The 25,279-nt window shown below is 66.6% G+C and carries 27 protein-coding genes; 4 read left to right on the top strand and 23 right to left on the bottom strand.

Going from position 1 to position 25,279, the window contains the following annotated elements:
• Positions 1-167 precede the first annotated feature (167 nt).
• On the top strand, positions 168-1,631 hold the full coding sequence (locus ON39_RS03255) for a pentapeptide repeat-containing protein (protein ID WP_110293515.1): 1,464 nt from the start codon (positions 168-170) through the stop codon (positions 1,629-1,631).
• Between the two features lie 503 nt (positions 1,632-2,134).
• Here ON39_RS03255 and ON39_RS03250 read toward each other — a convergent pair.
• Both ON39_RS03250 and ON39_RS03245 read right to left on the bottom strand, forming a co-directional pair.
• Positions 2,135-2,413, bottom strand: coding sequence for a hypothetical protein (locus tag ON39_RS03250; RefSeq protein ID WP_146251085.1), 279 nt, complete (start codon positions 2,411-2,413; stop codon positions 2,135-2,137).
• A gap of 136 nt (positions 2,414-2,549) precedes the next feature.
• On the bottom strand, positions 2,550-3,242 hold the full coding sequence (locus ON39_RS03245) for a GIY-YIG nuclease family protein (RefSeq protein ID WP_040730668.1): 693 nt from the start codon (positions 3,240-3,242) through the stop codon (positions 2,550-2,552).
• Between the two features lie 112 nt (positions 3,243-3,354).
• On the opposite strand from ON39_RS03245, the gene ON39_RS45565 reads away from it, so the two are divergent.
• The gene (locus ON39_RS45565) at positions 3,355-4,284 is read left to right on the top strand and encodes a hypothetical protein (RefSeq protein ID WP_146251086.1); all 930 of its coding nucleotides are present in this window, start codon (positions 3,355-3,357) and stop codon (positions 4,282-4,284) included.
• Here ON39_RS45565 and ON39_RS03235 read toward each other — a convergent pair.
• The gene (locus ON39_RS03235) at positions 4,281-4,502 is read right to left on the bottom strand and encodes a hypothetical protein (RefSeq protein ID WP_040730666.1); all 222 of its coding nucleotides are present in this window, start codon (positions 4,500-4,502) and stop codon (positions 4,281-4,283) included. The two genes, ON39_RS45565 and ON39_RS03235, sit on opposite strands and share 4 nt — an antisense overlap.
• 3,021 nt (positions 4,503-7,523) lie before the next feature.
• Between ON39_RS03235 and ON39_RS03230 the strand changes: the two genes are divergently transcribed.
• A complete protein-coding gene (locus ON39_RS03230) occupies positions 7,524-8,054 on the top strand; it encodes a hypothetical protein (RefSeq protein ID WP_040730664.1) in 531 nt (176 codons plus the stop codon).
• Between the two features lie 7 nt (positions 8,055-8,061).
• Here the strand turns inward: ON39_RS03230 and ON39_RS03225 are convergent, their stop codons facing one another.
• The 3 genes from ON39_RS03225 to ON39_RS03215 all read right to left on the bottom strand — a co-directional run bounded on the left by ON39_RS03225 (position 8,062) and on the right by ON39_RS03215 (position 10,126).
• Positions 8,062-8,241 (bottom strand): hypothetical protein, encoded by a 180-nt coding sequence (locus ON39_RS03225; protein WP_040730662.1) that lies wholly within the window; start codon positions 8,239-8,241, stop codon positions 8,062-8,064.
• Positions 8,242-8,308: 67 nt separating this feature from the next.
• On the bottom strand, positions 8,309-9,277 hold the full coding sequence (locus tag ON39_RS03220; protein ID WP_146251087.1) for a competence protein CoiA family protein: 969 nt from the start codon (positions 9,275-9,277) through the stop codon (positions 8,309-8,311).
• Between the two features lie 309 nt (positions 9,278-9,586).
• Complete coding sequence (locus tag ON39_RS03215) at positions 9,587-10,126, bottom strand: hypothetical protein (RefSeq protein ID WP_051186247.1); 540 nt, start codon at positions 10,124-10,126, stop codon at positions 9,587-9,589.
• A gap of 186 nt (positions 10,127-10,312) precedes the next feature.
• Here ON39_RS03215 and ON39_RS03210 point away from each other — a divergent pair, with 186 nt between their 5' ends.
• Positions 10,313-11,020 carry a hypothetical protein gene (locus ON39_RS03210; protein ID WP_040730659.1) on the top strand — a complete coding sequence of 236 codons (708 nt, stop codon included), beginning with the start codon at positions 10,313-10,315 and terminating at the stop codon, positions 11,018-11,020.
• A gap of 765 nt (positions 11,021-11,785) precedes the next feature.
• Here ON39_RS03210 and ON39_RS03205 read toward each other — a convergent pair.
• The 17 genes from ON39_RS03205 to ON39_RS03125 form a co-directional block, all read right to left on the bottom strand.
• The gene (locus ON39_RS03205; protein ID WP_040730656.1) at positions 11,786-12,622 is read right to left on the bottom strand and encodes a DUF5131 family protein; all 837 of its coding nucleotides are present in this window, start codon (positions 12,620-12,622) and stop codon (positions 11,786-11,788) included.
• Entirely contained in the window at positions 12,619-13,710 is a 1,092-nt protein-coding gene (locus ON39_RS49960; protein WP_218006149.1) for a helix-turn-helix domain-containing protein, read from the bottom strand. The genes ON39_RS03205 and ON39_RS49960 overlap by 4 nt, the downstream gene beginning before the upstream one ends.
• Before the next feature lie 121 nt (positions 13,711-13,831).
• On the bottom strand, positions 13,832-14,854 hold the full coding sequence (locus tag ON39_RS45560) for a toprim domain-containing protein (protein WP_051186245.1): 1,023 nt from the start codon (positions 14,852-14,854) through the stop codon (positions 13,832-13,834).
• Between the two features lie 2 nt (positions 14,855-14,856).
• Positions 14,857-15,231 (bottom strand): hypothetical protein, encoded by a 375-nt coding sequence (locus tag ON39_RS03190; protein ID WP_040730653.1) that lies wholly within the window; start codon positions 15,229-15,231, stop codon positions 14,857-14,859.
• Position 15,232: 1 nt separating this feature from the next.
• Complete coding sequence (locus ON39_RS03185; RefSeq protein WP_040730649.1) at positions 15,233-16,057, bottom strand: hypothetical protein; 825 nt, start codon at positions 16,055-16,057, stop codon at positions 15,233-15,235.
• Positions 16,058-16,061: 4 nt separating this feature from the next.
• Positions 16,062-16,403: a hypothetical protein gene (locus ON39_RS03180; protein WP_146251088.1), complete on the bottom strand. Its 342-nt coding sequence runs from the start codon at positions 16,401-16,403 to the stop codon at positions 16,062-16,064.
• Positions 16,400-16,843: a hypothetical protein gene (locus ON39_RS03175; RefSeq protein WP_051186244.1), complete on the bottom strand. Its 444-nt coding sequence runs from the start codon at positions 16,841-16,843 to the stop codon at positions 16,400-16,402. Before ON39_RS03175 ends, ON39_RS03180 begins: the two co-directional genes overlap by 4 nt.
• A 1-nt stretch (position 16,844) precedes the next feature.
• Positions 16,845-17,360: a hypothetical protein gene (locus ON39_RS45555; RefSeq protein WP_146251089.1), complete on the bottom strand. Its 516-nt coding sequence runs from the start codon at positions 17,358-17,360 to the stop codon at positions 16,845-16,847.
• A complete protein-coding gene (locus tag ON39_RS03165) occupies positions 17,323-19,398 on the bottom strand; it encodes a coiled-coil domain-containing protein (RefSeq protein WP_146251090.1) in 2,076 nt (691 codons plus the stop codon). Before ON39_RS03165 ends, ON39_RS45555 begins: the two co-directional genes overlap by 38 nt.
• A gap of 36 nt (positions 19,399-19,434) precedes the next feature.
• Positions 19,435-19,800, bottom strand: a complete 366-nt coding sequence (locus ON39_RS03160) for a hypothetical protein (RefSeq protein WP_040730637.1) — start codon at positions 19,798-19,800, stop codon at positions 19,435-19,437.
• A 7-nt stretch (positions 19,801-19,807) separates the two neighbouring features.
• Entirely contained in the window at positions 19,808-20,425 is a 618-nt protein-coding gene (locus ON39_RS03155) for a hypothetical protein (protein ID WP_040730634.1), read from the bottom strand.
• A 20-nt stretch (positions 20,426-20,445) separates the two neighbouring features.
• Entirely contained in the window at positions 20,446-21,084 is a 639-nt protein-coding gene (locus ON39_RS03150) for a hypothetical protein (protein ID WP_040730631.1), read from the bottom strand.
• A 38-nt stretch (positions 21,085-21,122) separates the two neighbouring features.
• Complete coding sequence (locus ON39_RS03145; protein ID WP_040730628.1) at positions 21,123-23,144, bottom strand: type IV secretory system conjugative DNA transfer family protein; 2,022 nt, start codon at positions 23,142-23,144, stop codon at positions 21,123-21,125.
• A complete protein-coding gene (locus tag ON39_RS03140) occupies positions 23,141-24,250 on the bottom strand; it encodes a helix-turn-helix domain-containing protein (RefSeq protein ID WP_040730624.1) in 1,110 nt (369 codons plus the stop codon). Before ON39_RS03140 ends, ON39_RS03145 begins: the two co-directional genes overlap by 4 nt.
• Positions 24,247-24,648 (bottom strand): RRQRL motif-containing zinc-binding protein, encoded by a 402-nt coding sequence (locus tag ON39_RS45550; protein WP_051186242.1) that lies wholly within the window; start codon positions 24,646-24,648, stop codon positions 24,247-24,249. Before ON39_RS45550 ends, ON39_RS03140 begins: the two co-directional genes overlap by 4 nt.
• A complete protein-coding gene (locus ON39_RS03130; RefSeq protein WP_040730620.1) occupies positions 24,645-24,953 on the bottom strand; it encodes a hypothetical protein in 309 nt (102 codons plus the stop codon). The genes ON39_RS45550 and ON39_RS03130 overlap by 4 nt, the downstream gene beginning before the upstream one ends.
• Positions 24,950-25,267, bottom strand: coding sequence for a hypothetical protein (locus ON39_RS03125; protein WP_146251091.1), 318 nt, complete (start codon positions 25,265-25,267; stop codon positions 24,950-24,952). The genes ON39_RS03130 and ON39_RS03125 overlap by 4 nt, the downstream gene beginning before the upstream one ends.
• Between the last annotated feature and the right edge of the window lie 12 nt (positions 25,268-25,279).

The following is a 25,279-nucleotide window of genomic DNA, read 5'->3' as shown; positions in this document are numbered from 1 at the left end:
GCGGCCGCGCCGCATGTGCGTAAATCGATCAGTTTCTCGGCAACTCGGTCCCGTCGGCTGTCGGCGTTGAGCAGAATCATGCGATGGCTGGGAGGGCGAGCGCGCCTCGCGCACGGTTGGGTAAGGACGCGCGTGCGGCGTTGAGCCGCCGTGCGGGACGCATACGGTTGTTCCCCGCGGTCACCGCGGCGCTGCTCGCCGGGCTGGGTGTGGCCGTCGCCGCCTACGCGTTCCTGCGCTGGCTCACCCCCGTCGACCCGAGCAAGCAAGCCGCCGAGATCGACGTCACCCGCGTCGCGTTGACCGTGGTCGCCGGCGTCGGCGGTGTCGTGGCCCTGGTGATCGCCTACCGGCGCCAACGCGATCTCGAGCAGAGCCGGTTCGTCGAACGCTTCGGCGCCGCGGCCGCCCAGCTCGGCGCGACCGATGTCGCGGTCCGCATCGCCGGGGTCTACGCCATGGCCGGAGTCGCCGACGAGAGCGACGGCCGCCGCCGCCAGCAGTGCATCGACGTGCTCTGCGGCTACCTGCGTCTGCCCTACGATCCGGAACTGGGTGCCAACCACCAATCCAAACTGATCGTCAAAAGACGCCGCACAGTCCGAGACCGATCCCAGGTCGGCGCCGAACAAGAACAGCACCTCGAATACCGGCAAAACGACCGCGAAGTCCGCGCGACCATCGTCCGGGTCATCGCCGACCACCTGCGGCCCGCGGCCGAATACAGCTGGTCGGCAAACGATTTCGACTTCCGCACCGCACACCTCGAAGACACCGAATTCAGCAACACAACCTTCGCTGGCACATGCCGGTTCGAGCGAGCGACGTTCTCCGGCACCACCAGGCTCGATGGCGCGACATTCACCAACGACGTCGGGTTCGGCCAGGTGACCTTCGCCGGCATCGCCACCTTCGATGGCGCGACGTTCTGCGGCCATGCCAGGTTCGGCCGCACAACATTCGGCAACTATGCCGGGTTCAGAGGCGTGACATTCTTCGACACCGCCGAGTTCGACGGTACGACGTTCTCCGACGCTGCCGGGTTCCACGGTACGACGTGGTATGGCCGTGCCGGATTCGACCGCACGACTTTCGCCGAGATGGTCGGGTTCGGTCAGGCGACGTTCATGAGGACCGCCGGATTCGGCCACACGACGTTCGCCGGCTATGCCGGGTTCAGAGATGCGACGTTCTCTCAAGAAGCCGGGTTCGGAGACGCGAAGTTCGCCAACTTAGCCGAGTTCCAGGGTGCAAGGTTCGTCCGCGGCGCCTGGTTCGGAGGCGCGACGTTTTCAGGCGATGCTGTGTTCGACCGCGCAACGTTTTCCCTTGGTCTCGGGTTCGTCGGCACCACCTTCGGCGGTGGCGCAGTGTTCGACGGCGCGACCTTCAGCGGCGACGCAGTGTTCGACGGCGCGACCTTCAGCGGCGACGCAGTGTTCGACGGCGCGGCCTTCTTCGGCGAAACCCGGTTCCTGGGGGTGGATTTCGGCGGCAGAGTCATCCGCTTCGTCAGTCCGAGACAGTGGGGACCGCCTGCCCCGGTATTCGACTGGGACCAGGACAGCAGTCAAAAGCCGGGCAACGTCTTACCGCAGGATTGGCCCCCTGTGCCAGAAGAAGCTTCATAGCCACCCAGATGGGATGTTGGAAATCGTTCGTTTCTTGGACACCGGCCCCGGCCGGAGCGAATCGCCACGTGGGCCACGCCCGAGCGGTGTTCAACAAACGTGTCGAAAACGGTTGGTGTGCAACAAGTCCTGTCGAACCTTTCTCGTACAGTCCCGGGCATGGCCACCCCGACATGCGCCCTCGACGGTGACGCGCTCGACCCAATCGGCGGCGGTGGTGCCTCGACTGACCGCACCGTGCACGGACTCTCATTCTCGTGCGCGAAACCGGAATCTTCCCGTGGCTGTGCCTCACAGTGTGGGGACATCAGCCGGACAATCGGCTCGCCGCGGGGAACCGCAGACCTCGGTGTCCCCGTCGGATAGGTATGGACGACGAGCAGCCGACCCAGGTCGGCGCATACCTGAGCACTCCGGCGACGCGATGGGCGTCGGCACGGATACGCATCGCGCTGGCCCTGACCTGCGGGCACCCGAGTGTGCGCCGCCGCGCTCGCCGACGGCTACGCCACCAACTCAGCTGAGTTGCCGATCTGGGTGTGGACATCCGCGAGCGGGCGCAGGACCGTCAGCTCTCGCCGAACAAGGGCAGCCGCTCGGTGGGTGCGCACCCCGCCGAGCTGGCGCAGGCAGCGCGCGCAGGAGACTTCGGCGCGTGCGGGCTCCGGGACGGTCGGTGACCAGCCAGCCACGCCGGTGCGGCACAGCAGCTCTGGGACGATTTCCTCGCCGATCCACTCCCCGAGACTGACCGTGTGCACGGTCTGCCCGGAGCGCACCACCGCGTGCACTCTGGGATCGCCGCAGGCCTTCCATGCGGAGGCAGCTAGCGGCCTCGACGGTGACGAGTCCCATATGCGCCCCTACATGCACCGGCCCGCAAACCCTCAAGGTAGCGCGGGCCGGTGGGTGGCGCGGTCAGGCGCCGAGGTCCTCGATCAGGATGAACGTGCGTTTCTTGGGCGGCTGCATGAACGCTTCGTGCAGGTCGGGATACTGCTTTCTTACCGCCATGCCATCGACGCTGGTCTTGAGGAACTGGCGTGCGATGTCGGGGTGTTCGGCCTCGAACTTCTCCGCGTCGAACCAGCGGTTGGAATCAGCCTTGTCGTAGGTGGCGACACCGGTGATGCCGCGGTCCTTGCCGATCGCGAGCAGGATCGCGCGCCGTAGCGGTTCGGCCTCGTCGGCCAGGGCCCGCTGCTCGGCCTCGATCTGCACCAGCCGGCGGTGCGCGGCGGTGATCTCGTCGGTGGGATCGACCATGGTTTCGGTGTTGTCGACGGTGTCGAGTTCGGCGACCTGGGCGGTCTCGGCGAGCAGCGTCGGCAGCTCATCGACGAGCCACCGCTCGAGCTCGCCGAGACCGGCGCGGACTTCGGCTTCGGTCAGCCGGTAGACCTCCTTGCGGTAGCGGTGCTTGCGCGCCACCCACCGGCGTTTGAGGAACCGCTCCCCCTCGAGCGCGTGCTCGGTCTCGACGTAGTCGTAGAGCCGCAGCTTCTCCTTGGCGCCGGTGCGCAGCGAGGACTGCCGCGTACTCAACGTCGTCGCCTTGCCGATCTTCCACAGATCCTCGGCCTCGTAGCGAGATATGTAGGTGTACCCCATGATTGATCCCCTGCTGTCTGAAAGACGTTCCCGCCCTTATCGAGAACGTGACACGGTCCTCATGGTCGCATCAGCCACCGACATGTCAGTGCCTGATGTCACAGTCATGCGCATGAGCTACCAATACTCGAATCTGACCGGCGCGATCGCCGACAAGAACTGTCCGCTGCGCGGCTACCTCGACCATCGGTTCCCGAATCTCAAACCCGTCCAAGCCGACTACCGGGCCTCGGCGGGCACACTGCTGGTCGAGGGCAACGGCGCCAGTCCGGGCACCGTCGGCGCCGCCTTCGACTACCTGCTGCGCTTCACCCTCGACCCCGCCTACCTCCCACAAACCGCCATCATCGCCGAACCGATCTTCAACCGCCCCAACTACCTCGATGCCGTCACCGAGCTGGCCGAACTGGCGGGCCACGCACACACGCGCCCACTGTCCGAACACACATTCACGACGGCCGCCCGCGCGAGCTGGGCGCTGGCGTTGTGCACCGAGCTGTATCGCAACCCATTCGTCTTGCCCACCTCCCCGCTGGCCGATCCCCTCCGCACCGGCACCTTCACCGTCGACACACTGCTCGGCCTCGCTTCTGCTGATGCCGTCGCACAGCTGCGATCGCTCTACACGCTCGCGGTCACCGAACTGGCCGAAATCTTGTCCGCCGCGCCAAAGCGGGTGACGCTGGGACCGACCTTCGCCGCCTCGCTGCACTGCGGCGCCGATGCCGACCTGATCGTCGACGGCGTCCTGGTCGAGCTCAAGACCCGGCTGGGCAGCCTCAACCGCAAAACCGGCCAGCGCTCGGACTCGCTGTCGCTGGCCGATATCTACCAGGTCATCGGCTACGTCCTGTTCGACACCACCGACACCTTCGCCATCCACACCGTGGCCCTCTACTCCGCCCGCTACGGCGCCCTGCACCGGTGGCCGCTACAGCAGCTGCTCGACACCCTCGCCGGCGCACCGGTCGATCTGGCCGCCGAACGGGCTACGGTCTCGGCTCTGCTCGGCGCGCCGAAGGTGCCGGTCGAACCACGCTAGGCAGGCTCGGTGGGGCGCGCCGCCTTCTCCGCGGCTTGCTTGGCCGCGGATAAGGTGCTGCGGCGCCCCATCTTCAGCACCCTCGCTGCGCTGTCGACCTGGAAGTGGTAGAAGGTCCCGTCCTGCCACACCGCCAGCTCCCGCCGGAACTTGCGTTTGGTCAGCGTCCCGTTCTCGTGGAAACTCCAGCCCCCGACGGCGTCGACCTCCGACAGCATCAGCCACGCCTCCTTCGCCGGAAAATAGATCGGACCAGCCAGTATGCCCCGTGGTCTCGTGAGATCAGCCCTCGGCTGGCACGAGATCGGCCACTCGCACGGTCCACTGATAGCGACCGGGTGCGTCCTGGACCGACTCGACTACCGCGCGTGGTCGGCCTCGATCTCGACGACGGTGAACAGCGAGACGCCGCTTGTTCCTATCCGGACCTGATCACCTACGTTCACCACGCCCCGCAGACTATCCCGAGCGGACGCACCAGTCCGTGCAAGGGTCGAAAGCGTGTTCGATGACTTCATTCCGGTGTACCGGCTCAGCACCGGACAGGTGGTTGAGCCCGGCCGGCTGTATCGGACGCGCGCGGGCTGGGAAGAGCCGACACCGATCGCCTGCCCCCGAGGGCACGACCTCGGCAAAGGACGCGTTCTGATCGGATCGATGGCATGCCCTGCCGCGGCGGGCGGTGGGCACCGAACGCACCACTGCATCCAGTGCGGATATGTCATCTACACGCCTCCGGTCACCAGGGGTTGCGTCCACCCGAGTACACGGTCCACTTGAGCGAGGCGGTCGGCGAATGAGACCCGGCATCTATCAGCGGACGGCCGACATCACCCGCCTCGCGCCCGTCGAGGATGAGACGCTTCCCGGAGTTCGTCGACGGCCACCAAGCCGACTCGGCCAAACCCGCCGATACATGGTCCCGCCGGGACCATAGCCGCCCCTGGCCGCTGCCGAGGGGGCAGCAGCACAGACCCCTCGGGCCGATGGTGCGCGTTGCCTCGGAGGTTCTGCGGGTTGCGTGATGTTTCGGAGCCACCCAAATAGATCTTCGAGGTGATCATCGAGCTGGACGGCATCCCAACATCCCAACTAGCGCTCCCCACCCGAACGCGCATTCGAGTGCCCCCGTACGGCCGCTGCAGACTGCACCTCAATCGCTGGACAGCTACTCCCGAGTATTCGAGCACTGTAACGATACTACAACGGTGTATGCACAAAATTGAAGTTCGACACCAACTGTGGTGGATTCACTTCCTGCCCGGTGGAAGGCTCATACTCGCGAGTAACCAAGCAAGATATGTAACGATTAGATAACGAACAATGTGAACGAAAGACCTGGATCTTACTGAACGGTAGCCACCGTCTACCTCAGCAAAAATTCGGCTCGGCTATTGACGCTGGCCAAGATTCTTGTACGGGCGAACTAAAATACTGGCCAGTAGGGCTTGCGCGTGGACACCGAACACGAGCATTCTGTCCCTGTTTAATGCCAGGCTTGTTCCGTCGAGCTTCCCCGGCCAGCACCCCGGCCACGGGGAGCAAGGGTAGGACCTCACCAGATGGCCTACACCTCCCGACGCCGCCAGCGCCCGCGACGCGGGTGACGGCACCGCTCCACCAATTGTCCCAGCGCGAAACCGAACACCGGAGTCCCCCTCATGAGCGTTGCGCCGCTGCGCGCCGCCACCGCCCCCTCGTCGCCGAACGAGCCGGCGGGAGTTCCGCGCGTCCGCCGACTATCCGATCGACTAGTAGCCACCCGCCGATCCCTAGGCGTGGCGGCTCGCGTCGCTGGCCGTTGGGCACCCTGGGTGGTCGCCGGCGGGCTCGGATCGCGTTGCGATGAATCCAGTTCGCCACCGACAACAGGCTCGGCGCGGTAGGCGAACTACCGGTACGAAAGTTGCGAATTCGCTGCGGGTCTCATCAACGGCTCGACAGGGCGAGCTAACCGGCGGGCACGTCGAACCTCGTCTCTACACTGTCGCCTTGTTCGGCGTGCGCGAATCCGATCCATCCGAATTTCCTTGCTGCGAACCCCCTTTCCCTGCGGGAGGGCACCCGGGCCGGCCGCCGAAACACGTCGGCGGCCACGGCTACCGACACCGTCGGCGGCCGGGCAGTAAGGAGGTCCATTGGATCCGTCCGACGTACCGGACACGGCTGGGGACGAGGAACAACCCACTCCCCCCAGCCGGCAGGAAACAGCTCGACGGTGCTGCAAGGCTCTCGCCATGGGACTCGACGCCATCTCGGCGTTCTGCTCCCTGACAGGCAGAGACAGCCTGGCAGCCATCACCAGGCTGTCTGCCCTGCCACTGCGAGCGATAGCGGATAGGATGCCCGGCTCGCCGCAGTGATTGGAGCGCTCGGGTCGTCAGCTGCGAACTGCCGGCCCGAGCACTTCGCCCCTTACAGGACGCTCATACGGTATCGGTCGTTAGCCTTGCATAGCTCCCGAGATGTAGCCATATGTAAGATGCCACAAGGCTTTGCGACACATGGCACCCAGCCGAGGCTGCCACTTCGTCGTATACACCACACGTCATAGCGTGAACTGCAAATAACGGGTTGCTCGGAAACTTTACAGTGCCCCGTTCGATCAAATGCACTTGCAGGGCGTTACAACATGGTGACAATCCCATGTCCGCCCCTGATGTCCCCCACCTCCTAGCTGTGGTGTCTCAGGACGTTGGTTCCACGGTAGTGATCTCGAACCCCAGCTGTTCAGGTCCGAACACTGGCAGCACTGGGTCGATGATGCCGGTGTCGGTGAGGCGGTAGTCGCGTAGCGGGACTCGGCTGGCCGGCGCCTGGTGGCCGATCCCGGCATGGGCCGATCGGGGTTGTAGTGGTTCAGGAAGTCGACCAGCGCGGCCCGGCGTGCGTGATCGGTCGTTGCGCGGGTGAGTTCGGCGGTGGCGGTGCGCAATGTCTTGCGGGTGGTCTCTAATTTGGAGCGTAGCTCGTCGCGCTCGGTCGGTGCCGCGGCGAGTTGACGCTTCTTCGCCGCGATCTCCTCGGTCTGGGCGGGGGGGTGTGCTGTTGCCAGTCGGTCACGGTGCCCCACCCTGTCGACCGTCCCCGGCTGCATGTGTTGCGCAGCGGACGGTTCAGTGAGTCCCGCCCCAATCCGCAGCCGAGGCGCGAGTTCCTGGGGACAAGCAAGGGGGCCCGAAACGCGCAGCTTACGGTCGTATTCCGGTCACCGGTCGGACCGCGCTGATACTGGATCGATGAGCGAACCGGAGATTCGGCGGTGCCTCCTGCAGCCTGAATGGGTGCTACAGAAACATGCGTGGGTCGCCGTGGACGATCAAGACAACGCCTTGTCGGTGTTTGTGGTGATCCAGATCAGCCCGAATGATCTGCTGCGGATGAAGGACTGCGCCCTGTACACCACGCCGGCGCGGCGACGACAGAATCTCGCCAATAACCTGCTTCTTCGAGCACGTGACGATCTCGCCGCCCAGGAACCACCGGTAGTTTTGGAGTGGAGCGGTATCGCAACCCCAGGTGGATACCGGTTAGCTAAGTCGTTGGGATTCAGCATCAGCGACGAGAAGTCCGCAGAACTGAGCGCGCGGCTCGACGAAGAACTCGCTGAACAGCCTGACGACGAACGTCTTCAATTCTGCGCGGCGTTACGCGCCGAGTACGGTGGCCGGCTGCCATACAACCCAGCCAGGCAAGAGAACGCGGACCGGGAAGGCCGGGAAGCACTCCGCGATGCCGCTCAGGTCCTGCACCTGCGGGTACTCGAGTAAGCGGCACTCAGGAACCGTTTGACGGTGGCACCGAGCGAAGTAAGCCTTTGAGTCGGCCGTAGGCCATGTAGACGCAGTGGTCGCACGCGACGCGATTGCGGCCGCCCGGATCGTAGATGAACCCGGCGTTGGCCGCGACGCCTTGGTTGCATTCGATGCACAAGCTGCCGAATTGATTGCGTTGCATGGGGTGTCCTCCTCGACGGATGGTTACGGGACCGCGTGTCCCGACGGGGATGGGGGTATTTCGCTGCTCAGAGCACGATCAGCAGCACCAGCAGGATGAGTGCGACGACTGCGAGAACCCAGGCGAGGCCGGCCGCAGTGTGCAGCGCACCGGTTGCCTCGCGCAGTTCGGCGGTGAGTCGCTGGTTTTTGTCCTCGAGCTGATCGACCACGCTCGTCGTCTCGATGAGGTCCTTGGCGGCCTTCTCGGCTGCCGTGGTCTCGGTATCGAGCGCGGCGTTCAACCGTCCGACCTCGGCGACTCGGTCTTGGAGATCGCGTTTGAGGTCGGTGATAGTGGCGGACTGCTGTCGGGTGCGGTGTTCCCAGTCGGTCACGGTGGCCCATCCTCGGCGGCTGAGGTCGATGTGCGCCCAGCCGAGTTCGTCGTTGATCCATTGCCGCAGAAAGGAACTGATCGCCTGCGGGGTCTCGCGCATTCCTCGCGAGTGGCCGGTGTAGAAGCCGGTGAACGCCTCGTACTCGTCGCCGGCCGGGTCGAAGTCGGCGATCCCGAGCGCGGGCAGTCGTGAGACCCAGTCGCAGTCCCGGGTCAGCCAGACGATGTGGTCGACGCCGGCGGTGGTCAGTTCTTCGGTCCGTTGGCGAGCAGTGGCTTCTGCCAGCGGTGACCATTGGACTTCGACCGCGAACAGCCGCCCACGGTAGTGCCCGGAAACGTCCGGTGTCCGGTTCGCGACCGGACGCTCGACTTCGGCATCGGCCACGCTCATCAACCGCAGTTGGTTGCGCACCCAGTACTTCGCGCGGTTGTGCAGATAGGTTTCCTCGCCACTGTGGTGCTCCCCCGCATTGGACCGAGTCCGGCCGGTGGATGCATGTCGAAGGAACCGCGTGCCGGTTCGCAGTGCGACGACGGTGAGCCGATCTTTGCAGCCCAGACAGGTCAATCCGGCGCGGCCGTGCCACGCTTCGAAAACGACATCGTGAGTGATGTCGACATACTCGCGACCGGGTGTCAGCGCCGCGGTCATCATCGCGGCACCTCTGAGCGATCCCCGACCGGAAATGCTGCTATCGCCGGCCATGATTCCCACCGCCAGGAGGATTAGTCTCGGCGTATCCGGCTCGGTCGCGTCCGCCTGCGGATCGTGGATGGGCATCCATCTCCAACGCATAGCGAGGGTTTTCCAGATCCGACCCGACCATCCTCACCCCCAGAGCAGCGTGAACGTCAACCACCTATCACGGTAGCGACCGGGTATGACACAAACACCCGGTTTCCTTGGCCGGGAACGGATTCGATGGGTCCGGGAGTAGTGGCCGCCCGCACCTACTGTTCCCTCTTACGAGGTAGTTTCGCGATTGGTGAAGGGCTGCTGGCAATACCCGCACAGGATGCGGCGGTGGCCCGATATCGACGCGGCCAGCATGGCGAGCTGGCTGGCGTAGGCGGTGGCGGTGGGCTCAGGAAGGTGTGTAGTCGCCCACCCCGATCCGTGGTCACGCTGCGCCGTGAGGCCGAGTTCTTCAGCGAGTTCTTTGAACCTGCTGTTGTGGTAGGCCCCGGCGCGGCTGGTGTCTTGTACCCCGCGCGTGTACGCCAGTGCATGCGCTGCTTCGTGCAGCATCGTGGCGAGCACATAGCGCGGTCCCGCGCTGAAACCTTCGGTGGCGATGAACAACTCGTCGAACTCGCGCTCGCCGGACTGCCACCGGCGCGCAGAGAACCGGCCCAGCCGCAGCGAGGCGGTACCCGTCGATCCTGGAGAAGCGATGATCACGACGTCGGGGATATCAGGGTGCCGTCGCCGGATCTCCTTCCACACCAGCGTCAGCGCCGCGACCGCACGGCTGCCCTCACCGAAGGTTTCCGACTTTGCCATTCCTTCACGCTATCCCTGCCCACCGACACCCTTCCACGGCGCGCGGAATACGCGAGGTATCGACAGTGAATCCGTTGCGTAACAACCTATCTCGTCACCTCGTAAGAGGGAATTTCAGGTAGAATGGAGACATCTTCTCCGACCGAAACACGGTCACCTCTTAGGGGGCAATTCGGAGGTTTCACTATGGCTGTTGGCGGACCATTAGCAACGGCAATCGATACCGTCTGGGAATCCATTCGCGCCCGGCATCCCGACGTGCCCGACGTCGTCGTCGCGGTCGCATCCGGATCACTCGGGCGCGGGCGCGCACCACGACTGGGCCATTTCGGCCCGGACCGGTGGGAACGCGCCGGAGCATGGATGCCTGAATTGTTCGTCGGCGGTGAAGGATTGGCCGCCGGCGCTCGCGCCGTGCTCGCCACGATGCTGCACGAAGCCGCGCATGGACTCGCGTTGACCAGGGATATCGCCGAAACCAGCGACAGCGGGCGCTATCACAACAAGAAGTTCAAAGAACTCGCTGATGAGCTGGGACTATCCACCGTGCGCCACCAACGCGCGGGCTGGTCAATCACCGCGCTCCCCGACATGACCGCAGCACGCTACGGCAGAGAGCTGCATATCTTGACCGGCGCGATCGTGGCCCACCGCCGTCCCGAACACGGTGCCGACGACACCAGCGAATCCGGTGGACCAGACGTCGACGACACCGATGCCGCAGGAACCAAACGAGGCCGGCGAGCCACGAAGGATCGCAACGCATCTCCATTCGTGTGCCGCTGCGCCACTCCGCGGCGCATCCGCGCACACAAGAAAATCATCGAGGCCGGACCGATCCTCTGCGGGCTATGCCGCGAACCGTTCACCGCCGCTCCCGCCGACGACGACTAAAACACGCCCCTCGCCCACGCGGGCAACCCACACACGCGACCGAAATTTCACCTCCTATGCGGTAGAGCCATCTTCACTGAATAAGAGGGAACCTCATTACTTGCCGCATAGGCGGTAAACGTGGCGTGGCAAACTTCACGACGTGCCCTCTGCCTTTCTTACCGCTTATGTGGCAACTCCGCGACGCGCCCCCTGCCTTTGTGGCTTCTTTTCCCGCCCCCCGCACAACCGACACCGCCGCACTGAAACCACGCATTCGCCGAATCCGCGTGCCCTACACCGCCGCCTGCGCACCTGACGCGCCCAGCCGCACTGAGCGCGCCTTGGCCGCGAACACGCCACCGGAGGTGGCGCAGCTCTAGACGTAACGTCCGCACCTGACCCGACCCCGCTCCCAACCCCTCCTTTGTGGTCTCTCTTTCTCTTGTGGTCCCTTGCCCTGTCCCCCTTGTCTTTTGATCTTTTGTTCTTTGTGTTTTGTGTTGTCCCCTGCCCCTGCCCGGCTGACACTCTCTATGAACAGCGAAGCCATAGAGAGTGTCAGCCGGGCAGGGGCAGGGGACGGCGCAAAACACCCAGCTCAGAGGCACTCTGAGCGTTGACCGTCCGGGACCTGTCCGGGACTAATTTTTCCCGGACGACTCCCGGATCATTCCCGGACGAGTCCCGGATGATTCCCGGACAGATGAAGTCATCCAGCGCGCGAAAAGGCCCGCCCGGCGGATGCCTGGCGGGCCTTTGAGATGTGGCTTGGGTTCGCGGGGATCAGGTGGTGGGCATCTGGTTCCAGATCTCGCCATCGAGGGTGCGGCCGTGCTGTTTCGGTGTCCGGCCGCCCCATTGTTTGAAGAAGAACGGCACACCGGCGTCGACGCATTGGTCGCGCAGGTAGCGCACCCAGTCCGGGTGCATCGCGCGGGCGGTAGGACCGGACTCGCCGCCGACGATCACCCAGTCCAGCGCGGGGCGCGGCCGCCAGTGCGAACACGCTCCCCCGCAGCCGCATTCGTGCCGGTCGGCGTCGTCGGGCCGTCGGCATCCGCAGCCGTCGGGGCAGTGCTCGGGGAACAGGTGGGTGTCGAGGTCGATCGGGCCCAGCAGCGGCTCGCACGACAGGAACCGCACCGCGGCAGGGGTCGCCCGCAGGTGGGTGATCCGCGCGGTGCTGGCTTGGTCCTCGACGGAGACACCGACCCACAGATTCGGCGGAAACACCAAGCCCCGCAGAGCCATTCGCCGCATCCGCAACGGTCTTTTCGTCAACACCTGGTAGGTGTGCCGGGGCGTCGAGGCGATCACCTCGAACACCTGACGTACGAACGACTCCGGAACGCGAGCGTGGAACAGATCCGACATGGAGTTGACGAACACCAGCCGCGGTGCACGCCACCGCGCCGGCATATCGAGTGCCGCGGGGTGGATCCTCACCCCGAACCCGGGCCCGGAGGTGCGTGGGTCGCCGTCGGCCTGGTACTTGGGGGCGCCCATCGCTTTGAGCCGTTTCGCCAAGGCCAGCGCGTAGCAGTTGTCGCAGCCGTCGCTGATCCGGTCGCAGCCGGTGACCGGATTCCAGGTCGTCTCGGTCCATTCGATACCGGTCATCGCACGCGCCTCCGCCCGTCCCGCTGTTCGATACTCGCGGGCTCGGTGTCCTCGACGAGTTCGGCATCGATCACCTCGACCGAGCCGTCCTGTGGCGCGTGGACGACCTGAAGCCCGGCATGCCGTGCCGCGGTGTGCACCGGCGCTGGTGCGGACGGTGCACCGCCTGACACACGGCTCGCCGGTGGTGCATCAGCCGGTGCGGCCTTGGCCCGGTCCAGTACCCGCGTGACGGTGGTGTGAGCAACGCCGACGAGCGGGGCGATCTGGCGGGACGACATGCCTCGGGCGGTGAGCTCGTGGATCAACGCGTCTCTATCGGCCGGTAGCGGCGGCTCCGCCTTCACCTCGACAGGCTCCGGCGCTGGCGCCGACCGGCCGTGATCAGCCGCGATGGCTGCATCAGCCTGCGTTGCGCGCGGACCGATGGACCGGGCCGGCGGACGGTGTCGTGGCGTGCGTGCAACACGTCGATGCGGGCGCACCACCCCCTGCCGACGCGGTGGTGCATCGGTGGTGCGCGGTGCACCACCCAGTGCGGGCGCGGTGGCGGCTGGTGCATTCGGTGGTGCACTGTCGGGGGTGCGCGTGGCCGCCGCCGCTGCCGGGTTCCGGTCGGGGTGAAGCTGTCGTGCAACACCTTCCGCGGGTGTTGGTGCGGTCTGCTCGGTGCTGGCCGTGTGGTGGTGTTCGCGCAGGATCATGTGGGCCAGCGCGGCGCCCATGCCCAGCACAGCGACGGGCAGGCAGGCCACCAGCACGGTCACCGGCCACGGCGCGTTGCGCACGCCCGCGGATTGCATGAGGTGGTAGGCGATCTGGCCGACCGCACCCAGGGCGAGGCTGCCGAACGCCGACCATTTCGCATACCGGCGAGTGCCTACGGTCCGGATGCGGTGGCCCAACCAGACATACAGTGCGTAGGAGGCGTAGGTCTCCATCCCGATCGGCAACGTGATCGCGGTATTGAGCGTGAAATTATCGGCGATCCCCGGCAGCGGACGGACCGGGCCGAACCCGGTCAGCTCACCCAGCCCTACCCAGCCCGACCAGATCGCAACGAACGCCGGCAGCGCCAGCAACAGCACCGGCCACGCCCGCATCGGCCGACGAGCCGATCCCCCATCGAGATGACGGTTGTTGTCGGGTGCGCTGACCAGGTCGAGGTCAGTGGAGGTCATATCGGTTGTGTCCCTTCGTTTGTGGTGTTCAGCGGCTGCGTGTCCGCGCCCGGTTTACGGTCGGATCGCGAAATGGGGGCGGCTGCTGAGGTCGGTCGAGGTAGCGGACGGGTTCGAGTTCGGACAGCTCGTATCCGGCGTCGAGGTGGTCGGAGAGGTCTTTGCCGCCGCGGGCCTGCATGACCCGCACCTCCCCCACGCGGCCGGTGAGGGTGTCGGCGACTTTGGCGGCGTGGCGGTAGCCGGGCCGGTCTCGGTCGGCGACGACGATCACCCGGCCCGCGCCGGCCAGCCAGCGCGCGTGCTCGGGCGTCCACGATCCGGCGCCGCCGACGTTGCAGGTCGCGATCTGCCCGGCCTGATTGGCGCGCAGTACGTCCTTCTCGCCCTCGCACACATAGATTTCGCGGCCGGTGTCGAGGGCTTCGCGGATATCGGGCAGCTGGAACGGTATCGGCGCGAAACCCGCGTCCTCCCAGCCGGTCCCGGTGAGATGGCGTTGATAGAACGACTTGCGCACACCGTGCTCGTGCGGGGTGTGCACGCGAATCACCGCGCCCTCGACGTGGCCGTCGGGCCAGCGGTAGAGGTAGGCGTCGACCTTCTCCGGGACACCGGTCTGCACCCCCAAATCCGGTTTGGACAAGATCGGCAAACGCGCGGCCAGAATCGCCTTCTCCACCGGCGAGACCACCTCGGCGGTGCCCTCGCGCCTCCCGCCGCGATGGGTGGTGGCGTCGTGACGGCGTTCGGGGAGGCGGTCGAACATGTCGCGCACACCGAGTTGGCGGTTCTCGGTCGGATGTGGAAGGCGCTCGAGGACTTTTTCGTCGTCGCAGGTGGCCCAGCAGCGCACGATCGTCCGAGCCTGCTCGGGGTCGTAGCGCACACCCAGGCTCGGGGTGTGCGGGCGGCCGTCGCCCTCATGTACTGGGCACAGGTAGTTCGTCCATCGGGTTGGATCGCTGGTGCCGTGGCCGGGGCCCATGGTGCGTTTCAGCGCGGTGGTGATCAGGTGATACGACGGGCCGACTGGCTGGTGCTGGGTCATGGCTACCGCCCCCGTTGTTGCGGCGGTCGTTCCGGCCTGCGGGCGCGTTCGGCGGCGGTGAGGTCGCGGGCCTGACACTGGCTGCGGTACTCGATATCGGTGACGCCGACGAAGTAGCCCGCGGCACGATCCTCGGCGATGCCATCGAGGAACCGGGTCATGGTCTGGGGTCGGGCAGTCCAGTCCTGGTGAGCGTCCTTGAGGTAGTCCCAGTGTTTGGCGTGCGGACCGGTCTGCCAGAGGTGATCGATGAAGTCGATGGCGTCGTGGGCCTCGTTGTAGTCGGCTTGGCTGACTTCCGGCGGGTCGGTAGCCCGCCACAATTCGACGTACTGGCTGAACTCGGCGCGCATCGCTTCTTCGTGCTCATGTTCCATCTCAACGGGTCCTTTCGATTCGGCGACGCCGTACCGGCACCGCGAGGTCTTCGGCGACGTAGCGGTCGTCGCGGTTATTCAGGGAAGGGGTGGGGGCGTGCACGGCCCAGCCGAGTTCGGTGCGGGGGGTGGTTTTGCGCTGGTAGTGCGACGGGATCGGCCGCGCTTTGGGGTCGTCGATGCTGTCTTCGTCCCACTGCCACGACCGCGCCCACCCCTGCGCCCGCCCGTACTCGCGGGCCTGCTGCGACGGCCCAGGGATGAGCTGCTTACGGGTGAACAGCTCGGCAACCGCGCGGTGGCGGCGAGCGGTGATCGGATGCTCGCCGTGCATCAACGGCCCCAAGTTGTTGCGTGCCATCCCCAGCTCGTCGGCCAGCACGGCTTGGGGCCACCCGTCGGCGACCAGCGCTCGCAAGCGCCGCTGCGCACCCAGCACCGCGACCACGGCGTTCGGGGCGGCGACTTCGACCGCGGACTGCGGGACCTGTACCGCCAAGATCCGATCAGCGACGGCACGCGAAATCCATTGCGGCGGATGCAATCCCGGACGGCCGTGCAGCAGAGCGGCCAACGTCGAGCGGTTCAGCTCGGCCAGTTCGACCAGTCGCCGGTGACTGAGACCGGCCTTCTCCAACTGAGTGACGTGCTCGCGCACCGGATCCGCGGCCGCACGGTCCGGATCCCAGCGGCCATAAGCGCGGTTGCGCTCGCGGGTCCGTTGGTAACAGGCCCCGCACAGCCCGCGCCGCAGCGGCGGTTTGACCCGATCACAGCGTCCACACGTCTTACCGGCCGGATTCGGTTGCGCGGGTTGAGCGTTCATCGTCTCACCGGCCTCGCTCGATTTCCGGGCGTGTGCCGGCGGTGAGGATGCGGGCCTGCTCGATACTGCGACGCTGCACACCATCCAAGCCGCCACCGCCGCAGTGCCGCAGCATCGACCGGACCTGCTCGGGTTCGCATTCCCACTGGGAGCGAACACCTTTCAGAAACGCCCACTGCTGGTGGTGCGGGCCGTAGGACCAGCCCTGATCGATCGCCGCGCCCTCGGTGTAGAGGCGATTGATATTGGCCTCGGTCGCAGTCGGTGCGTACGCGGCGCGGGTGAGGCGGTCGAGTTCGGTGAACGCCTCCCGCATCGCTTCCTCATGCTCGAGGTGCATCCTCATCGCCCCCGCTCGATGCGCCGCCGCACGGGGCCGAATGCCGGCACCGGCATTTCCGGGGTGAATCGGGCCGCGTCCGGGGCGTTGCGTTCGTAGTCGACGTGGAAGGTGTTGCCCGACAGCTCACGGGCCTGCTCGATGTTGCGCTGCTCGACCGCGGTGAGCCGCTCGTGGCCGATATCGCGGTAATGCTCGGTCCACGCCAGGAACTGGCGCACCCTCTCCGGGTTTCGCTCCCAATCGCGGTACGCCGAGCACAAGTGTTTCCACGCTTGGGCGTGCGGTCCGTTCGACCAGCGCTGTTCGAGGTTGTGGCGCTGGTCATCGAGAGCCTTCACCTCGCTGTTGGGGCGATCCAGCACCTCGGCGTGGAGGACCTCATCACGCAACCGGACCAGTTCGGCGAAGTCGGTGCGCATGGCGTCTTCGTGTTCGGGTTCCATGTCAACGGCTCCGTTCGATCCGGTTACGAGGCCGATCCTCGGTCGTCTCGGTTTCGGTTGCGCTGGTGGTGGTTTCGCGGGCCGGGATGATCGCGGTGCCGCTGTAGCGTTCGATGTAGGCGGTTGCTGACCGTTCCCAGCGCGCGGCGGCGTCCTCGGCGCTGATTCCGTAGGCGGCGCCGATCTGCTGCCAGCTGGCGCCGAACCCGCGGGCGTTGAGCACGTTGCCAACCGGATCGATGTCGGCGGCACGGTCGATGCGCAGCTTGGTCAGGTGCCAGTGCGCCAGCCTCCGATGGCCTTCGGGGGTGTCACGTTGGTCGCGGTCGCGCTTCCAGTCCTCGGTGCCGAACTCCGGGCGGGCAAGGAGCCGGTCGGCCAGTTCCCCGCTCTTGAGTGCGATCGTCTCCCGCAGTTCGCTTGCCGCGGCTCGGATCTCGGCGTCGGTCGGGACCGGCTGCTCGTCGTTGTGGTCCATCTCAACGCCCCCGCTCGATACCGTTGCGCCGCTGACCATTCCGCTCGCTGACGTCACGGGCAATACCGGGCGGTTCATGCTGCTCGCTCGCGTTGGTCAGCCATTCACGCGCGAACTGGCGCATCTTCGGCTCGTCATAGATGTCACCGTGGGCTTTGACGAAATCGGCCGACATCTGCTCGACGATCGCCTCGTCGAACGCCTCACGCGCGGCGCGAGCCGCTTCGGTGAGCCCATCGCGGTCGCCGGCGTCTGATGCCTCGCGCGACCAGCGCTGAGTGTTGCCGAGTTCGTCGAACTCGACCCGTTCCTTACTGCCGTAACGCTGCTCACGCGGCATGCGCGCGGCGAGCTTGGTGACGGCTTCGTCGCGTTCGCGCTTGTAGCGATCTCGTTCCGCGGCGACAGCATCCATGCTCGGGCGGTCCTGCAGTTCGCCGATCTCGGTGGCCAGGCGCTGATTGCGGTTCTTCAACGACTCGATCTGGGATTCGGCGTTGCCGAGTTTGCGGCGGATCTCATCCCGGTCGGCGGTAACCGCGTCCAGCCCGCGCTGGAGGATTTCGACGCGGGAGCCGAGCCGGTCACGGTCGGCGGCGATATCGGTGAGCTGGCGTTCGACCTGCGCGAGCCGGGAATCGTCGGCGCCGGCGTCGGGTGGCTCCGCTGAGTGTGCCTGCTGCGGGCGGGTCTGGGGTGGGTGCTGCTCGCGCAGGGCGTCGAGTTCGTCGGCGACCATGCCGATCGGGCCCTCGGTGCGCAATACCGGGTCGTGGTCGCTGCGGTCGCTGTCGTAGACGCCGATCTGCACGTGTGTGCCTGGCGCGGGACGGATCGCGTCGAGCTGGCGGCGGGTCCAGTCCACGCATTCGGCCTCGCTGACGTGGCCGCGGGTTTCGTGTACCGCCTGGTCCGCGCCTTCGGGCACGTAGCTGATCTGCGCGCCGTAGCGGTACCAGCGTTCACGGATGTCCTCGATCACCTCGCTCGGGCTGCCCGCGGCGACGTGGGTGGGCTGGACCGCGCCGGTGTCCCACAACGTCGCCGACACCCGGGTGCGCGGTGCGATGTTCAGCGACTTCACGGTGTCGTGCACCCACCGAGCCGAGTCTTCCCGGTCGTCGTGGTACCCGCGCAGCACCGAGATTCGGTCGGCGTCGAGATCACCGGGTGCGTGGTAGCGCACGACGCTGGTCCACCGCCGCCCGTGCGCGGCCTCCGCCGCCGCATCCCGCCGAAGCGTGCGCTGCTGGGCGCCGGTGTAAGCGGCCAGGTTTCCCGCGACCGCGCGGGGTTCGCCGTAGTCGCGGTATATCGGCGCCGTCTGGTCGTGGGTGTCGGTGATGTTCAGCTCGACGGTGGTGTCCGGCATCCAATTCGCGCGGGCGAGATTGTCGTGGACCCAGTCCGCCGCCGCAGCCTCGGTCCTGGCCGAGCCGAGTTCGCTCCACACCCAGCCCTGCGGATCCGACCACGTCAGCCGCGTGGCGAACCGCTCCGGCTCGTTCACCCTCGGCAGATCGGCGGTTTGACCCTGGTCTCGAGGGACCTCCCGAACCCTCTGGGCCCGGCCGGTCTTCTCCTGCGCCACCCGCGCCCGGTAGCGCAGGGCGTCGATTCCCTTGACCTTGTGGGCGCGATCGAACAACCGGCCCGTCTCGAGGTGCGGGAACACCGTGGCCGCGTCCAGCCCGTCCAAAGCGATACCGCGCTCGGTCAGCGTCAGCCGGGAATTATCGATGATCTTTTCCCGCAGATAGTCCGCGTGCTCAGCCAAGGCCCGCGAATCCTCATACCGGCGGGTGTGATAGACATTCGGGTTCTCCGCGCGCTCGGCGACGATCGCCGCGTGGGTGCGGTAGCGGTCGACCATCTGCTGTGTCCAGCTCAGCTGATGCTCCCGCGCGCCCTGCTCAGCGCGGCGCTGCTCACGCAGTTTCTGGCTGATCTGCTTGCGGATACGACGACGCTCCAGCCAGGTGGCGGCTTGGGCGTGAGCGTGGAGCATGTGCTTGAACGCCCGGCCGAACGCGACAGCTTCAGCGATCAATTCGTCTTCGGGACTACGGTCAGACATGACAGGAATTCCTCTCGGGGACAATGGATTTCGGGACTATCGGGTGCGTCCGCGCTGCTGCGCGCGCAGTCGTTGTTCGCGCTGCTGGCCAGCGGTGTCGGTGAGTTTGAGTCGGCTCGCATGCCGGGCACGGGTGGTGTTCAGCCATTCGGCACCGGCTTGCAGGTCGGCGTCAGCCAGCTCGAGACCGTTGAGGACACTGTCGTTGGCCTCGACGGCGGTGATCGGTTCACCGAGGTCATCGACGGCCAACGCCTCCGGAGAGGCGGCCAGCTGCCGGTAGCGCTTCGTCAGCCGCGCTACCTCGGTCCGCAGTTCCTCGATCCGGTCGACGACCTCGCCCACCTGCCGATAGAGCTTGGCCGGACTCGGCAGGACCGGTTCGTTTCGGTGCTCAGACATGCGCTGCTCACCACCCGGGTTTTGGGTCTGCGACATCCGAGCCGCCCAATTCCCGATAGACGGAATCGCCTTCGAACGACGGAAGCGCCACCGGCGCGGAGTCGCTCAGAAGTGGTTGGGCGCGCGCTGTTTTGACGCGGTCGCACGCGATGTCGAGGCGCAGGCGATCGACCCGGGAGGCGACTGCTCGGGCTCGCCAGTCGTCGCGGCGCCGGAATTCCTGATAGAGGGCTTCGCGATGCGGGTACACCAATCCGGCGTCGCCATGGCGGTAGGAGTGTTCGGCGTGCACGATCTCGGCCACGAGTTGCGCCAGATCCAGTTCACGTGGGCTGCCCACGGGCATCGCCACGCTCAACAGGTCCGGATTGAAACCCGCGGCGGCGCGTTCGGCGTGGGCGTGTTCGTCGTGTTCGATGAGTTCCCGGTAGCGGGCGGCTTGTTCCCGCGCGGCGGTGTCCAGTCGGTCGAGTTCGGCGCGCTCACCGGGGGTGAGCTGGCGGCGGGCGGCATGCTCTGCGAGGGTGTCCCACGGGTCGAATTCGATGAGTGCGTACAGCGTGGCGAACACGCCCATTCCGGCGGCGACACCGACCAGCACGGGGCGAATGAGGTTGGGATTCACGATGATTGGGTCCTTCCTGATCAGGCCGACGGAGATGTCGTTGCGGTACGGGTGGTTTCGTGACGTGAACGCGCCGTATCGACGCGCTCGACGAGTCCGCGGGCGAGGGTGGCGAGGGTGGTGAGCACGACCGCGCACGCCGTGCTGAGGCCGCCGAACACGGCGGCGAGGATCTGGCCCAGCGTCGGACGCAGGGCGGCGTTCCACCACAGGTAGCCCAGCCATCCGGTGCCGTAGATGGCCAGTGGGCCGGTCACGATGAGCGGTTCACCCCAGCCCGCGACCACGCCAGCGGTGACCACAACCGCAGTGCCGCCGGCCGCGCCGCGCACCACCTTCCGCCGCGCCGTACGGGCAGCGGTGATGGCGTCGTCGACGGTCAATGGTTCGTCCCAGTCCGCGGTACCGGACTTGTCGGGTGTGGTGGTGATCAGGCGCAGATTCGGGCGAGCCGGTGGTGTGGGGGTGGTGTCGTCGGGGTTGTCCGGTGGTGGGGTTTTGGCGACTACGTCGGCGAGGTAGTCGGCGAACTCGGCGGCGAGGATGTCGCGGATCGCGGTCGGCTCGCCCGGTTCGCGTGGTTCACCCGCTCGCCGTGGCGGTGGTGTGTGGTTGTCGTCGGGGTCGTCGTTGTGGTGGTGTTCGGGACGGTTGCGCATTTCTGGTTGCCTTTCAACAGGTTTCGGACAGGGATGGTTCAGGCGACGGCGGTGTCGCCGGAGATGAGCGGTTTGCCCGCGCTCTTGCGGGCTGCTGCGGCGGCGGGGGTGCCGGGCATGGGGGTCAGTGGGTGGTCTTCGACGCGGACGATGTGGCCCCAGGCGGCGTGGCGGGCGCGGGCGTAGACGAATTGCCCGGTGTCGAGCTGGCGCAGCACGTCGGGGTCGACGAGCCATTTCTCACCGACCGAGACCTGGCCTTCGTCGCCGTGGCGCTGGCCTTTGATCAGATGCCGCGACGGCAGCATCGACCGCACCGAACCCAGGTGCTTGCACAAGTCGCCGGCGTTCTCGCTGTAGCCGAGGATCACCCCGCCCGCGCAGGCTTTGAGCAGCCGGTTCAAACCCCACGCATCGGGTGCGAGACCTTCCTGGGATTGGGCGGTGACCAGCAGCGCGATGCCTTGGGAGCGGCCGCGCTCGCACACGTCGGTGAGCCCGATCGCGCCCTTGGCCGTGGTGAGCGCGGAGAGTTCGTCGATGATCAGCGACACCGAACGCCGCTGATCGCGGGCGGTGCGTCCGGCGCGCTGCATCACCATCCGCAGAATGGCGGCGACTTGGGCGCGGGCGGCGTCCTTGTCCAGGCCGGGGACGGTCACATAGAGCACGTCGAGTTCGTCGAGATCGCGGCCGCCGTCGAACACGGTCTGCCCGGACTGGTCCTGGAGCAGCTCGAACAAGTTGCTTGCCTTGATCAACGCGTCGTCGAGCTGGGGGACCTTCTCCTCCTGCATCGCGTCCAGCATCCGTTTGACGTTGGCGTCCTGTCCCCAGGCGTCGAGGAGCACGTCGGTGTTCAGGCGTTCCACGAACTCGGCGAACGAGCGCGGCGGCCCGATCGGGGCCATGCACACCAAAGACACGATGCGCCGGCGCATCTCGTCGAAATGCTGGCCCTCGCTGGTGGTGGCTTCCCCGGCATTGAGCAGATCCCCCACCGCGGCACGCAGATCCCGGGCCGGAGTGCCCTCCCACATCTCGAGCCGGTCCCCGCCCGGCACCACCACCGCGATACGGTGGGCCTCGATTCCCTTGCGGCGGGCGATATCCCGGATCTCGCGACCGAGTTCGATGTCGTCGCGGCCGCCCTTGCAGGAGATGATCACCGACAACGGGCGCAAGTGCCGCCCGCGCATGGCGGGCACGTCTTTCCAGCGCTGCCAGGCGGTCCACTCGTAGTCGAGCATTCCGGCGAAGTAGCGTTTGATCCCCTCGGTCTTTCCCGAACCGGTCGAGCCGACCCAGGCGATGTGACGGCGAGCCTGCTTGTGGGGGATGACCATCCACTGCTCGTGGCGTGCGGTCAGGCTGCGCCACAACCCTGGGGTGTTGGAGGTGGTGGTTTTCGCCAGGGGGCCGAGCACGATCCCATCCGCGGTGGTGTAGGGGGCGCCGTGTTGTGCGGTCTTGGCGGCGCGGGCGAACTCCCGGGCGAGCATCGCCTCGCTGACTCGTTCGGTGCGGCCGAGGTTCTTCAACCCGACCGTGCGGACCTTGTGCACGAACCTGGCGCGCAGATAGGTCGCGGTCAGCGCCGCGAATGGGACACCGAGTGCGAGCATCATCCGCACCCCGGCCCAATCCCCGTCGGCGACCCGCTCGGCGCCGGACCACAACAGCGACGCCGGCGTCGTCCACGAACCACCCGCCAGCGCGGAGGCCGCGGGCAGCAACAGCGCTGCGATCGCGAAGTTCCGCAACCGATGCACCGTCAACGGCCACCAGGTGGCGACCGCGACGATCATCACCAGCATGACCATGAGCACCAGACCGGCGACCGCGGCGGTTCCGGCGTGATGGACCGCGCCGCTGAAGTCGGGCAGGTCGATGCCGTCGAGTTGTTTGATCGGCGGTCTGACCGGATGCACATGGATCGGCGGCGCCTGCTCGGCGGGTGTCGAGGTGGGTGGTGGTGCCGCCGGCGGTGCGGCGGTCGCGGTGCCGAGGGGGTCGCAGTCGGTGGGGGTGAGGATGGGCTGGCAGTTTTGGTTGCTCATGAGGCTTCCCGGGAAGTGAGGTGAATGAGGGTGCGGCGGCGGCGATTCGAGCTCGCGGCTTTGGCGGCTTCGCGGCGCGCGGCGTAGTCGGTGAGGAACTTGCGCCACTTCTGGTCGAAGTCACGCACCAGCAGATCCAGCGCCAGCACCTCACCGAACTCGTGGTCGGGCAGGCGGTCGTAGGCGGCGTTGACGTTGTCGATCACCGCCGGCGTGCGGCACAGATACAGCACCCCGACCATGGCTTCCTCGGTCGCGTCACGGGCGGCGCGGATCGCGCCTTTGAGCGCGATGTCCATGTGCTCGGGGTCCTTCTTCGACAACTCGACTTCGAGGGCCCACCAGCCGTAGGTGCCTTCCACCACCCCCAGGAACCGGCCGTCGTGCACGTGCGGGTGACCGAGCAGCGGGGTGCGGCCCGACGAGAGGAGCGGCTCACCGGAGCGGGTTTTGCCGTTCGGGCCGGCGGTCTTGCCGATGCGGTGGCGCAACACCCGCTCGGGCACCCACAACGCCCGATCAGCGCCGACGAGCATCACCCGCGCCTGAGCCACCGCCCGGTAGTGCTCAGCCAACCCCAGCGGCGGATGCCAATCAGCCGGACGCCAACCCAGGTAGCGGGCCGCGGTCACCCGGGTCGGGACAACCCATTTCTCTCCGGCCTGCACCTCGGCGGGCTTATGGATCGAACCTTCTTTGTGCAGTTGTTTGACCAGGCTCAGCACGTGGTTGCGTTCCATACCCAGAAACCAGCCCAGTACATCGCGCTGCATCCCGTGCATGTCCGAAATAGCGGCCAGCACAGCGGTTTTCCGAGCCGTCGACTGCCGCTGCTGAGCCCCGGCGATGTCATGAACAGTGCTGCGCGGCAACCCCACCCGCACCGCGATCTCGGTCAGGCTGACCCCGCGCCCGTGCAGGACACCGATCTCCCCGAGCGTCGCCTCGACACGGCGGGCACGGATACCCAAGGTCCGGGCGATCTCCTGATAGCCCAACCCGTGCGCCCGCAGACCAGCAATGATCTGGTCGGCGTACTCCAACTCCAGGCCGGCGTAACGGCTCGCCCGCCCCGCCGCCCGGCTGTGGCTGGTGTTGTGGTTCATCGGTTTCGCTCCCTTCGACTTCGAGGGGCCTGACGGGCGGCGCGCTGGGCGGCGATATCTGCGCGGGCTTGCTCGATCACCGCGCGCATATCCGTGGCGTCGATCCCGCGCCGCTCACACGCGGTGACCGAGCGCTCCCACCGCGCCAGCTCCAACGCCTCCAACTGCGCCTCGGACGGAACCCGTTTCGGCACAGCCGAATCCGCGTCGTACAGGTACGCCTTCAACGGCCCCCGCGACCCACCCCGCGCCCGCAACACCTGCCCCTCGTACTCACCACCTGGCCGCTGCCCCTCCGCGGCGAGCTGACGACGCGTCCGCAGATGCGCTGGTGCCAGACCCCATGGCCACGTCGGCAACCCATGCCGTTCGCCGTCCGGATCGAGGAACCTGCTCATCGCGACCGCCGAATTCCGCGGGTCCGCAGCTGTGCTTGCACCTCGGCACGGAGCTCGTCGGCACCGTCCTTGCCGTAGAAGTGCTCGAGGTAGCGGTTGCGTGCCCGACTCGTCTCCTCATGCACTGCCCTGCGTGCGGATCGGATTTGGTTGAGCTTGGTGATCTCGCCCACCGAGTCCGCGAAGTCTCTGCGCTCCATTGACTCCCACGCGGCGCCGTCGATGTCGGACAGCACGCCCTCGACAGTCGACAACCGACGGAACTCCGCCAACAAGCTGTCGCGTTCGTTGTCCGGCGTGGTCATCTCCCCACCCCCGGCGCCTGCGACGCGGGCACACAAGAACCCGGCTTCTCCTGCGGCACACCAGCATTCACCGACCGGCAGATGTTCGGCGAGGGCGTGTACTGCTGGTAGTCCACCCACGCCGCGGTGCACGCGCCCATCGCGATCAACAGCAACAACCCGAGTGCGGCCAACCGGACCATCGGCGGCAGCAACCCCAACGGGGCGTACACCGCACCCGCCCCGGTGAACTCCGGGCCGGCCATCGAATGCAACGGCGTATGACCACGCCCGCGATCGACATAGGTCACGTGCTGCACATGCTGCACGGGCATGTCCCGCCAATC

Source organism: Nocardia tenerifensis NBRC 101015, from assembly GCF_000308715.1.
GTDB lineage: Bacteria > Actinomycetota > Actinomycetes > Mycobacteriales > Mycobacteriaceae > Nocardia > Nocardia tenerifensis.
This window is presented reverse-complemented; position numbering and strand designations above follow the sequence as displayed.